Origin of the sequence: Pacificitalea manganoxidans (assembly GCF_002504165.1) — a bacterium.
GTDB classification, from domain to species: domain Bacteria; phylum Pseudomonadota; class Alphaproteobacteria; order Rhodobacterales; family Rhodobacteraceae; genus Pacificitalea; species Pacificitalea manganoxidans.
Genome location: NZ_CP021404.1, coordinates 2,256,531 through 2,268,278, shown reverse-complemented (window position 1 = coordinate 2,268,278; position 11,748 = coordinate 2,256,531). Strand labels below are relative to the sequence as shown.

8 protein-coding genes are annotated in these 11,748 nt (G+C 65.9%); 7 read left to right on the top strand and 1 reads right to left on the bottom strand.

The annotated features are described in order from the left end of the window. Positions 1-184 precede the first annotated feature (184 nt). From CBW24_RS10275 to ispG, 4 genes are all read left to right on the top strand, one after another. Positions 185-793 carry a 5-aminolevulic acid synthase gene (locus CBW24_RS10275; RefSeq protein ID WP_097373530.1) on the top strand — a complete coding sequence of 203 codons (609 nt, stop codon included), beginning with the start codon at positions 185-187 and terminating at the stop codon, positions 791-793. A gap of 260 nt (positions 794-1,053) precedes the next feature. Continuing rightward, positions 1,054-2,334, top strand: coding sequence for a 5-aminolevulinate synthase (hemA, locus tag CBW24_RS10270; RefSeq protein ID WP_088661718.1), 1,281 nt, complete (start codon positions 1,054-1,056; stop codon positions 2,332-2,334). A gap of 135 nt (positions 2,335-2,469) precedes the next feature. Further along, positions 2,470-3,765: a helix-turn-helix domain-containing protein gene (locus CBW24_RS10265; RefSeq protein WP_088661719.1), complete on the top strand. Its 1,296-nt coding sequence runs from the start codon at positions 2,470-2,472 to the stop codon at positions 3,763-3,765. Positions 3,766-3,954: 189 nt separating this feature from the next. Further along, positions 3,955-5,091 (top strand): flavodoxin-dependent (E)-4-hydroxy-3-methylbut-2-enyl-diphosphate synthase, encoded by a 1,137-nt coding sequence (gene ispG / locus CBW24_RS10260; protein ID WP_088661720.1) that lies wholly within the window; start codon positions 3,955-3,957, stop codon positions 5,089-5,091. Between the two features lie 276 nt (positions 5,092-5,367). Here ispG and CBW24_RS10255 read toward each other — a convergent pair whose 3' ends face one another. Beyond that, positions 5,368-6,132: a DsbA family protein gene (locus CBW24_RS10255; RefSeq protein WP_097374202.1), complete on the bottom strand. Its 765-nt coding sequence runs from the start codon at positions 6,130-6,132 to the stop codon at positions 5,368-5,370. Between the two features lie 122 nt (positions 6,133-6,254). Here CBW24_RS10255 and CBW24_RS10250 point away from each other — a divergent pair, with 122 nt between their 5' ends. The 3 genes from CBW24_RS10250 to CBW24_RS10240 all read left to right on the top strand — a co-directional run bounded on the left by CBW24_RS10250 (position 6,255) and on the right by CBW24_RS10240 (position 11,628). Then, positions 6,255-7,397: a pyridoxal phosphate-dependent aminotransferase gene (locus CBW24_RS10250; RefSeq protein WP_097373529.1), complete on the top strand. Its 1,143-nt coding sequence runs from the start codon at positions 6,255-6,257 to the stop codon at positions 7,395-7,397. Positions 7,398-7,482: 85 nt separating this feature from the next. Then, positions 7,483-8,808 (top strand): N-acetylmuramoyl-L-alanine amidase, encoded by a 1,326-nt coding sequence (locus CBW24_RS10245; protein ID WP_097373528.1) that lies wholly within the window; start codon positions 7,483-7,485, stop codon positions 8,806-8,808. 249 nt (positions 8,809-9,057) lie between these two features. Beyond that, positions 9,058-11,628: a penicillin-binding protein 1A gene (locus CBW24_RS10240; protein WP_097373527.1), complete on the top strand. Its 2,571-nt coding sequence runs from the start codon at positions 9,058-9,060 to the stop codon at positions 11,626-11,628. Positions 11,629-11,748 lie beyond the last annotated feature (120 nt).

Here is an 11,748-nt window from a genome sequence, read left to right as displayed (position 1 = left end):
GGCAGCGCGCGACCGGCCTCGCCCCGCGACGGCTTAAGGTGCGACAGGATGGGACACCGGAAATCCGCCGAGGCCAAGCCCCCGCGCTGGAAACAGCGCGTTTCGTCCTCTAGGCTCGGCGGCGTTTGGCCGGGGCGACAGCGCCGGTGTCCTGACCTGATCCCATGCTGCCGCGGAGCCGCCGATGACCCGACCGATCTCTTTCCTGCGTCCTTCCCTCATCGCGGCCGCTGCGCTTGCGCTGGCGGGGGGCGCCGTGGCGCAGCCCGTCGACAGCGCGCGGGCCAAGGCCATGCTGTTTGGCGATGCGGCCCCGCAGGTGCAGATCCACCGGCAGGATTTCCTCAGCGCCGACGATGGCAAGATCGTCGCTCAGATCGGGCAGACCCTGACCTATTACGCCGCGATCGCCGCCGCGCCCGCCGAGGGGCTCGCGTCGGAGGCCTCGGTCGCTCAGACCAATTTCCACGGCATCGACGCGGCGCGCCGGGCGGCGGTCACGGCCTGCAATGCGCGCCGCACGGTGTCGGGACCGGGCTGCGTCGTCGTGGCCTCGATCCTGCCCAAGGGCTACGCGCCGCAGCCTGTGCAACTGTCCGCGCAGGCCACGCGCTTTTTCGGAGAGGACTTCGCGCGCATCAAGGGGCCCAAGGCATTCGCCATCTCTGCGGCGACGGGCAGCTGGGCCACGGGGCAGGGCGCCGGCGCCACGGCAGATGCCCTGGCGGCCTGCAACAGACGCGCGCGCGAAGAGGGCGCCACCGATTGCCAAGTGGTGATCGAAGACAAGTAGCACCGCCCCGGCGCGGCCAAGAGCGCCATCCCGTGACGCTGCGCTGCGGCGGTAGAAACAGTTGCGTTTTCACATAGATTTGAGGCAGATCAAGGTAATCTCGGTGCTATCGCGGCAATTTGGCGCCTGTGCCCCCCGCAGGGCAGACGTTAAATATTCGCTCGCCGCAGGAGCGATCCTTGCCAAATCCGGTGCGCATGGCGCGGCGGGGCCCCTCGAAAGCCCGGACAGGGCGCGGGGCAGTAGGCAGGGATCAGACCATGAAGGGAAAGACAGACGTGACCGAAGCCAGCCAGCACGCGGCCCGCTACGACAAGACCCGCTACGATGACCAGATCGAAGGTGCCATTGCGCGCCTGCATGCGGAAGGTCGCTACCGGACCTTCATCGATATCGAACGTCGCAACGGGCAGTTCCCCCATGCGGTCTGGCGGCGCCCCGACGGGACCGAGCAGGACATCACCGTCTGGTGCGGCAACGACTATCTGGGCATGGGCCAGCATCCGGTCGTTCTGGCAGCGATGGAGGAGGCAATTGCCGCCACCGGCGCAGGCTCCGGCGGGACGCGCAACATCTCTGGCACGACGGTCTATCATAACCGGCTGGAAGCCGAGCTTGCCGATTTGCATGGCAAAGAGGCGGCGCTGGTCTTTACCTCGGCCTATATCGCCAACGATGCCACGCTTTCGACCCTGCCGAAGCTGCTGCCCGGTCTGGTGATCCTGTCGGACGCCCTGAACCACGCCAGCATGATCGAAGGCATCCGCCGCAATGGCGGGGACAAGCGGATCTTCCGCCACAACGATCTGGACCACCTGCGCGCCCTGCTGGAGGACATCCCCGCCGATGTGCCGAAGCTGATCGCCTTCGAATCGATCTACTCGATGGATGGCGATTTCGCCCCGATCGAGGCGATCTGCGATCTGGCCGATGAATTCGGCGCCCTGACCTATATCGACGAGGTGCACGCGGTGGGCATGTATGGCCCGCGCGGTGCTGGCGTGGCGGAGCGTGACGGGCTGATGCACCGGATCGACTTGATCAACGGCACGCTCGCCAAGGCCTATGGCGTCTTTGGTGGCTATGTCGCGGCCAGCGCACGCATGTGCGACGCGATCCGCTCCTACGCGCCGGGCTTCATCTTCACCACCTCGCTGCCGCCCGCAATCGCAGCAGGGGCGGCGGCGTCGGTTGCTCATTTGAAGCACGATCAATCCCTGCGCGATCTGCATCAGGAACGCGCCGCCGTGCTGAAGCTGCGGCTGAAGGGGTTGGGCCTGCCCATCATCGACCACGGCAGCCACATTGTGCCCGTGCATGTGGGCGACCCGGTGAAGTGCAAAATGATCTCGGACCGGCTGCTGGCCGATCACGGCGTCTATGTGCAGCCCATCAATTTTCCGACAGTTCCCCGTGGGACGGAGCGGCTGAGGTTTACCCCGTCGCCGGTCCACGATAGCTCAATGATCGACGCGCTGGTCAACGCGATGGACAATCTCTGGGCGCAATGTGCGCTGAATCGCGCTGATATGGTGGGCTGACTCCTTCTGCGGGTGCACAGCTTCTTGAGCGCGTGGTAATGTTTCTGCAATAGACCGGAAGGATTCTCGAATCGGGATGTTCGAGGCAAACCGGCTTTTGCGGGGACTTAGGGTGCTATACGAGAGGCAGGGCAGATGATTGGGCGGCGCAATCCGCCCAAGGACGCCGGTGCAGATGCGCCGCTCACCAGGGGATTCGACGATTTCGATCTTCGGTTGGGCGACATCATGCGCGGCGAGCGGGCGACGCTCGGCAAATCCCTGTTGGATGTGCAGCGCGAGCTGAAGATCAAGGCGACCTATATCGCCGCCATCGAAAACACCGATCCGACCGCCTTTGAGACGCCTGGCTTCATCGCCGGCTACGTCCGCTCCTATGCGCGCTATCTCGAACTCGACCCGGAATGGGCCTTCGCGACCTTCTGCCGCGAGGCCGATTTTACGACGGTCAGCGGGTTGGATAAGCAGCCCAATCCCCGCCAGACCCAGATCGGGCAAAAACCCCGCAAGGAAGGACGCGACCCCTTTGTGGAGCCCGCGATTTCCTTTGCGCCCCGCAAATCGAGCCCCTTCGCCGCCATCGAACCCGGCGCGATCGGCTCGTCGCTTGTGCTGCTCTCGCTTCTGGCGGTGATCGGGTATGGCGGCTGGGCCGTGCTTCAGCAGATCCAGCAGGTTCAGGTATCTCCCATCGATCAGGCCCCCGGTGTGACGGCGGATCTGGGCGGCACCACCGCCGCGCCCGATGCCGACACCGACATGCCGGAATTCGCGGGCGTCTCCACCGGCGCGCCGGATTCTCTGGATCGGCTTTACCGCCCCGAAGCCCTCGACGTTCCGGTGATGGTGGCGCGGGATGGGCCGATCTCGGCGGTCGATCCGGGGCGGACCGGCGCATTGGCTGGCTTGGCCCGCGATCGCAGCGGGCTGAGCGGCAGTGGCCTGTCGCTGGCCCGCGCAGGCGATCTGACCCCGCCCGCTGTCGGCGCGACCGGCACGACCGACACGGATGAGGCCGTCGCAGTGGCGCAGGCGAATGCGCCCCGCGTCACGGCGGAAAACGCGCCCGAGGTCGTCTTGGTCGCCGTGCGCCCGGCTTGGGTGCGGGTCCGCGCCTCCGATGGCTCGATCCTGTTCGAGAAGACCCTCAACCCCGGCGACACCTATGTCGTCCCCCAGACCGAAGAGCCGCCGATCCTGCGCACGGGCGCGGCCGGGGCGCTTTATTTCGCGGTCAACGGCGAAACCTACGGTCCCGCTGGCGGCAACGGCGCGGTGATTGACGGGGTGCAGCTCAGCTCGGCGGATCTGACCGGCAGTTTTCAGGTCGCGGATTTGACCGCCGACCCGGATGCGGGCCGCGCGGCGGTGATCGTGGCCGAACTGGCCGCGCAGCCGATCCCGGGACAGGCCGCCACCGCGACCGACTGACCGGGGCGGGCAGGGCGCGCGTCCCCGAAACCCGCGCCCTCATGACAGTTTGATGATGATCCGCGCCGTCAGTTGCCCTGATCCGGGGCAGGGCGTTGCGCCCGGCGCGGCTCCGGCCTATCTCTGAGGGGATCTTACCGGCCCGCGCCCTGCGCCGGGCCGTTCACCCCAGGCCATCAGGGGACATTCATGTCGCTCAATCACGTCCGCCCGTGGAAGAACATCTACCGCCGCAAGAGCCGCCAGATCCATGTCGGTTCCGTCCCGGTGGGGGGCGATGCGCCGATCAGCGTGCAGACAATGACCAACACGCTGACCACAGATGTGCGCGCCACGATCGAACAGGTCCAGCGCTGCGCCGAGGCCGGTGCCGATATCGTCCGCGTGTCCGCCCCCGATGAGGCCAGCGCCCGCGCGCTAAAGGAAATCTGCGCCGAAAGCCCGGTGCCCATCGTGGCCGACATCCATTTCCACTACAAACGCGCGATCGAGGCCGCCGAAAGCGGCGCGGCCTGTCTGCGCATCAATCCCGGCAATATCGGCGACGCCACCCGCGTCCGCGAAGTCATCCGCGCGGCCAAGGACCACGGCTGTTCCATCCGCATCGGGGTCAACGCGGGCTCGTTGGAGCGGCATCTGCTGGAAAAATACGGCGAGCCGTGTCCCGACGCGATGGTCGAAAGCGGGCTGGAGCATATCCGCATTCTGGAAGACAACGATTTCCAGAACTACAAGATCAGCGTAAAGGCCTCGGACGTGTTTCTCTCCGCCGCCGCCTATCAGGGTATCGCCGAGGCCACCGACGCGCCGATCCATCTGGGCATCACCGAGGCGGGCGGTCTGACCTCCGGCACGATCAAATCCGCGATTGGCCTTGGCAACCTGCTCTGGATGGGGATCGGCGATACGCTGCGCGTCAGCCTGTCCGCCGATCCGGTCGAAGAGGTCAAGGTCGGCTACGAGATCCTGAAATCGCTGGGTCTGCGCCATCGCGGCGTCAACATCATCTCCTGCCCCTCCTGCGCGCGCCAAGGCTTTGACGTCATCAAGACGGTCGAGGCGCTGGAACAGCGGTTGGAGCACATCAAAACCCCGATGAGCCTGTCGATCATCGGATGTGTGGTGAACGGCCCGGGCGAGGCGCTGATGACCGATGTCGGCTTTACCGGCGGCGGCGCGGGCAACGGCATGGTGTATCTGGCCGGCAAGCAAAGCCACCGGATGTCCAACGAGCAAATGATCGACCACATCGTCGAGCAGGTCGAAAAGAAAGCCGCCGAACTGGACGCCGCCGAAGCCGCCGCACAGGCCACCGCCGCCGAATAAGGCGCGATGGGGGCCGCGGGCCTGCGCCGATCAAAGCCTCAGACCGATACCGCAGGACACGCGGGCGGCTGCTTTGCGTCCTGATGACGGCCTCGGGGCAGGCCCATCCACCCGCCGCGCCCGCCCCGCGATAGCCCTCGGACCGGCGGTCATCGCGCGCAGTTCTGTCACCTGTTAAAGCGATTCCGACGCATCGGAAAGCCGCTCAACCCAAAGAAAAAGCCCGGCGCATCCCGCCGGGCTTTCTCATGAAGTCAGTGGCTTACCTGGCGAAGCTCACCCTTCGCGTGCAGCTTCCACGATCTGCTGCATGGCGTCCAGCGGGACGTAGCCGCGCAGCATCTGGTCGGACATGACAAAAGTCGGCGTGCCGGTGATCTGAAGCCGCTGAGCCAGTTCGTGATTGGCCTCGATCGTGGCAGTCACCGCGTCGCTGTTCATCGCCTCCATCACCGCATCCACGTCATCGATCCCGGCCTCCTCGGCGAGCGCGCGCAGCGACGCATCGGTGTAGCTGCCGCGCATCTGCATCATGGCGTCATGCACGGATTTATAGGCCTCGCTCCCGGCCACATCGAGCACGGCAATGCCAAAGCGCGACGCCAGCACCGACTCTTCGCCCAAGATCGGGAATTCCTTGACGATAAAGCGGATGTTGCCGTCGCTGGCGATCAGTTCCTCAACCTCGGGGAAGGCCTTGCGACAGTAGCTGCACCGGTAATCCATGAATTCGACGATGGTGATGTCGCCATCGGGATTGCCGCCGACATAGCTCATCGGGTCGTTGAAAATGGCGTCCTCGTTGGTCTGGATCATCTGCGCATCGCCCATGGTCTGGGCCTCTGCCTGACGCTGCTCCAGCACGCCGATCGCTTCCATCAGCACTTCGGGATTGTCGAGAAGGTAGGCGCGCACTTCGTCGCGGAAGGCGGCGCGCTGGTCGTCGGTCATCGCGGCCGGATCGAACTCCTGCGCATGGGCGAGCGGCGCAAAGGCCAGACCAAGCGCGACAGCGGAAGCGGCGAGCGGGAGAATACGCATGAATAACCCTTCGAGCGGGGCCGGCATGCCGTGGCGCTATCCTCGAATGCGCGGGCGTCCGGCCATTGACGTCCTGCGCTGCGGTTGAAACAACGCCTCCACCCCAGTCTACGGAGAGCCGGATGCGGAGTTCAAGGCGAAGTGAAGTCGATCCCTTCATCGTGATGGATGTGATGGAGCAGGCGCGCGTCGCCGAAGCAGCAGGCCGCGACATCGTCCATATGGAGGTGGGCCAGCCCGGCACGCCTGCGCCCGCCGGGGCCCGCGCGGCGCTGGCCGAGGCGATGCAGGGCGGCGCGGCGATGGGCTATACCGTGGCGTTGGGCCTGCCCGCGCTGCGTGCCCGGATCGCGCGGCTTTATCGCGATTGGTATGGCATCGATCTGAACCCCGACCGTGTCATCGTCACGCCCGGCTCGTCCGGGGCGTTTCTGCTGGCCTTCACCCGGCTGTTCGAGGCGGGCGACCGCGTCGGGCTGGGCCTGCCCGGCTACCCGTCTTATCGCCAGATCCTGAAGGCGCTGAGCCTTGAGCCCGTGGGCATCGAAAGCCGCATGGCGCATCGTCTGCAACCGGTGCCGGAGGATCTGCCCGCCGATCTCGCCGGGCTGATCGTGGCGTCTCCGGGCAATCCCTCGGGCACGATGCTGGACCGCGCCGCGCTCGCCGCGCTGATCGAGGCCTGCGCCGCCAATGGCACGGCTTTCGTGTCGGACGAGATCTATCACGGCATCCAATACGAGGGGCGCGCGGTCTCGGCGCTGGAAATCTCCGACGACATCGTGGTCATCAATTCATTCTCCAAATACTTCTCGATGACCGGCTGGCGCATTGGCTGGATGGTGGTGCCAGAGACCGAAATCCGCGCCTATGAACGGCTGGCGCAGAACCTGTTCATCTGTCCCAGCCATGCGAGCCAACTCGCGGCGCTGGCGGCGATGGACTGTGACGCCGAATTGCAGGCCAATCTGGCGGTCTATACCGAAAACCGCCGCCTGATGCTGGACGGGCTGCCGCAGGCGGGGTTCACCCGCATCGCGCCGCCTGACGGGGCGTTTTACGTCTATGCCGATATCTCGGACCTGACCGATGACAGCCTGACCTTCGCGCAGGAGGTGCTGGCACAGGCGGGGGTGGCGGTCACACCGGGGCTCGATTTCGATCCCAATCGGGGCGCACGCACGCTTCGGTTCTCCTACGCCACCTCGACCCCGCGCATCGCCGAAGGGTTGGAACGTCTGCGCAGGTTCATGGCGCGGCGCTGAGCATTCCCACAGCCTCTCCGATCCGCTAGTCTGCGCCTGAAGCAAAGGCGCGGCGACCGCAATGATCGCGCCGACGGAGAGGCCGATGACAGCACTGTTCCCCCGACGCCTGTTGACCCCTGCGCTGCTGCTGGCCGCGGCGCTCAATGCCCCTGTGGGGGCTGTCGCACAGGCCACATCCCCTGCGGCCCCCGAAACAGCACCCGCCGCACCCGCCGCCGCGCCGCCGGAAAGCCGCTTCACCGCCTTGGCGCAGGTGGTCGAGGGCGCAACCCGTGCCCGCGCAGTGGCAGGCGGCGTCGATCTGACATTGGGCCTGTCGCAGCCGGTGCCGTGGCGGGTGCATACGCTGACCGATCCGCCGCGTCTGGTGCTGGATTTCGCTGAGGTCGACTTCACCCGGTTGGGGGAGGCCGACGCACTGCTGGCGCTGTCGCAGATCTCCGGCGTGCGCGCCGGTCCGGTGCGCGAGGGCTGGTCCCGCATGGTGCTGCTCCTGACCGGCCCTTACGGCGTGGATCGGGCCGGGATGCGCACCGACACGGGCGATGGCTCCGCGCGGCTCGATCTCGCCTTGCGCCCGGTCGATGCGGATGACTTCGCCGCCACGGCAGGGCCGCGCCCCTCGGCCACGTTCGGCGATGGCGGCAAGGCGCTGCGCCCGCTGCCCCGTCCCGAAGGCCAGCCCACCGATCCGCGCCATGACGGGCGTTTCGTGGTGGTCATCGATCCCGGCCATGGCGGGCTGGACCCCGGCGCGATCCGCGATGGCGTGACGGAGGCCGATCTGGTGTTGCGGTTCGCGCGCGAATTGCAGGACCAGCTTCGCCGCAGCGGCACGGTCGAGGCGGTGCTGACGCGCTCGGATGACAGCTTCGTGCCGCTGGAAACCCGCATCGCGCTGGCGCGCCGGGCCGGGGCCGATCTGTTCCTGTCGATCCACGCCGATGCCATCGCCGAGGGCATCGCCACGGGCGCGCAGGTCTACACCATCTCGGACGAAGCGACGTCGCGCGCCACCGCGCAACTGGCCGAACGCCACGACCGCGAAGACCTGCTTGCCGGTGTTGATCTGAGCCATCAGGATGATGAGGTCGCCGAAGTGCTGATGTCGATGGCGCAGGTGGAAACCCGCCCCCGCACCGAAGCGCTGGCAAGAGCGCTGATCGACGGGCTGGAGGAGGCCGGCGTGCAATTGCACAAGGCGCCGTTGGAGGCCGCGGGCTTCTCCGTGCTGAAATCCCCCGATGTGCCAAGCGCCCTGATCGAGATCGGGTTTTTGTCGAGTCCCTCGGAATTGGCCAAGCTGCAAAGCACTGAATGGCGGGCCAAGGCGCAGGCTGGGCTGGTCTCCGCCATTCGCAGCTGGTGGCGCGAGGATGCCGCGCGTGCCGCGCTGATCCGGCGATGATCCAGAACGGGGCAGGCCGCTGATCCCGCAGAATAAACCGGGCAGGGCGGGCCGTCGCGCCCCGCCTTCCGCGCCGTCATATGGCCCTGACAAGGACGCGGGCGATCACATATGCGTTGTGGCGGGAACCCGCTGAGCCCCACGGTGTTGTGATCGCGCAGGCCTGCCAAGCCCGGAATCGGGGGGCAGTTAATTTTGACCGGTTCGCCCGGCTGGCGTATAGGAAGCAGAACTTCCAAGGGGACACTCGTGATCAGATTCATCACCGGCATTTTGGGCGGTATCTTCACCCTCGTGACGACGGGGCTGCTGTCCGTGGCATTGCTCATCGGGGCAGTGTTTTGGATGTATGGGCGCGATCTGCCCAATCATGAACAGCTGGCGCAATACACACCGCCGACGATCAGCCGGGTGTTTTCCGGCGAGGGTAAGATCATCGACGAATTCGCGCGCGAGCGGCGTCTCTACGCCTCTGCCGATGAAATCCCCGATCTGGTGAAGCAGGCGTTCATCTCCGCCGAGGATAAAAACTTCTACACCCATGCAGGCTATGACCCGATGGGCATCATGAAGGCCGCAATGGATGCCGCACAGGGCGGGCGTCTGCGGGGCGCATCGACGATCACCCAGCAGGTGATGAAGAACTTCCTTCTGTCCGGCGACCGCAAGATCGAGCGTAAGATCAAGGAAATCATCCTCGCCGCCCGTGTCGAACAGGCGCTGAGCAAGGATAAGATCCTCGAACTTTATATGAACGAGATCTTCCTCGGGCAGAACAGCTTTGGCGTCGCTGCCGCCGCGCAGACCTATTTCAACAAAACCCTGTCGCAGTTGGAGCCGCACGAGGCCGCCTATCTGGCGACCCTGCCCAAGGCGCCCTCGACCTACCACCCCGTGCGCGAACGCGAACGGGCGCTGGATCGCCGGAACTACGTTCTGCGCGAGATGTATCAGAACGGCTACCTAACCAAGGCGGTCTACGAGAAAGAGCGCGATGAGCCGCTGCGCTCGGTCCAGAATGGCGATTTCGAAGATTTCAAACGCTCCCTGCCGCCGCGCAACTACTTCACCGACGAAATCCGCCGCCAGTTGTCGAGCGATTTTGGCGAAGAGGAATTCTTTGGCGGTGGTCTGACCATCCGCGCCACCGTCGACCCCGAGATGCAGATCGAGGCCGCCAAGGCCCTGCGCGCCGGGCTGGAAAAATACGACCGTGGTCTGGGCATCTGGCGCGGCACCGGCCTGACCATCGATCCCGCCCAACTGGGGGATGAGGACAGCTGGCGCGCCGCGCTCGCCTCCGTCGATGTCAGCCGCGATATCGAAGGCTGGTTCCCCGCCGTGGTGCTGGAAGTGGGCGAACGCGACGCCCGCATCGGCATCGAGGATGTGGAGGAGGTCGAAGGCGGCCATTGGGTCCCCGCCGAGGATGTCGATTGGGCGCGCAAACGCAACAAGGACGGCTCGCTGTCGTCGCGCGCCAATGTCGCTGGCGATCTGGTCGATCAGGGCGATGTCGTGCTGGTGCGCCGGATGACGTCGGACAGCGACGGCTCGTTTATCCGCTGGACGCTGCGGCAGGTGCCCGAGGTCGAAGGCGCGTTCATGGCGATGGACGTGAACAACGGCCGGGTTCTGGCGATGCAGGGCGGCTTCTCCTACCAGCATTCGGTGTTCAACCGCGCCACGCAGGCGACGCGTCAGCCCGGCTCTTCGTTTAAGCCGTTCGTCTACGCCGCCGCGCTCGATTCCGGCTACACCCCGGCGACCATCGTCGTGGACGCCCCGATCGAGGTGGACACTCCGCAGGGCGTGTGGCGCCCGCAGAACTATTCCAACCGCTTCTACGGGCCGACGCCGCTGCGCACCGGCATCGAACAGTCGCGGAACCTGATGACCATCCGGCTTGCGCAGGAAGTGGGCATGAACACGGTCGCGGGCTATGCCGAACGCTTTGGTGTCTACGACAAAATGAGCCCGTTCCTGTCCAACGCGCTTGGCGCGCAGGAAACCACGATCTTCAAGATGGTCGCGGCCTATTCCATGTTCGCCAATGGCGGCGAGCGGGTGGAGCCGACGCTGGTCGACCGGGTGCAGGACCGTTGGGGCCGCACGATCTATCGCCATGATCAGCGCAGCTGCGCGGAATGTAAGATGGCCTCCCTCGACGAAGGCCGTGGTCCCCGCATCATCACCAACCGCGAACAGGTCATCGACCCGATCACCGCCTATCAGCTGACCTCGATGATGGTCGGCGTGGTGGAGCGCGGCACCGCGCGCCGGTCCGTGGGCCTGAGCGTCCCGGTGGCGGGCAAGACCGGCACCACCAACGATGCCAAAGACGTGTGGTTTGTTGGATTCACCTCCAACATCGCGGCGGGCTGCTATATCGGCTACGACCGTCCGCGCCCCTTGGGCCGTGGCGCGTCGGGCGGCGGCATGTGCGGGCCGGTGTTCCAGCAGTTCATGGAAAAGGCGACCGCCAAATATGGCGGCGGTCCCTTCGCCGTGCCGCCGGGCGGCCACTTCATTAAGATCGACCGCCACACCGGCAATCGCCTGAGCGACAGCGCCAGCGGCGAAAACGTGATCGCCGAATACTTCCGCGATGGCGAACAGCCGATCTTTGGCGTCAGCGCCATGGTTGATGGCGGCTTCCAGATGGGGACCAACCTGCCCATGTTCAACGCGGGCGAGGATGACCTGAACACCCCAGCCTCGCGCGCGCCGTCGAAAACGGTCACCACCTCGACCGGCAAGAAGGTGCAGATCGCGCCCAAGGCCAGCTTCGGCTCGCTGTCTTCGGGCGGGCTCTATTAATCACCCGCCTCTTTTGGCACAGGCCGGGCCCGCGATGACGGGTCCGGCCTTCCGCGTTCATACCGGCGGTGCGTATCCGCGCCCTCGTGCTGCGCCCGCCGCCCGGCCCCGCAGCGGCGC

Coding starts and splice junctions, on each gene's coding strand:
- CBW24_RS10275 (WP_097373530.1), top strand. CDS start 185: ATGACCCGACCGATCTCTTTCCTGCGTCCTTCCCTCATCGCGGCCGCT.
- hemA (WP_088661718.1), top strand. CDS start 1,054: ATGAAGGGAAAGACAGACGTGACCGAAGCCAGCCAGCACGCGGCCCGC.
- CBW24_RS10265 (WP_088661719.1), top strand. CDS start 2,470: ATGATTGGGCGGCGCAATCCGCCCAAGGACGCCGGTGCAGATGCGCCG.
- ispG (WP_088661720.1), top strand. CDS start 3,955: ATGTCGCTCAATCACGTCCGCCCGTGGAAGAACATCTACCGCCGCAAG.
- CBW24_RS10255 (WP_097374202.1), bottom strand. CDS start 6,132: ATGCGTATTCTCCCGCTCGCCGCTTCCGCTGTCGCGCTTGGTCTGGCC.
- CBW24_RS10250 (WP_097373529.1), top strand. CDS start 6,255: ATGCGGAGTTCAAGGCGAAGTGAAGTCGATCCCTTCATCGTGATGGAT.
- CBW24_RS10245 (WP_097373528.1), top strand. CDS start 7,483: ATGACAGCACTGTTCCCCCGACGCCTGTTGACCCCTGCGCTGCTGCTG.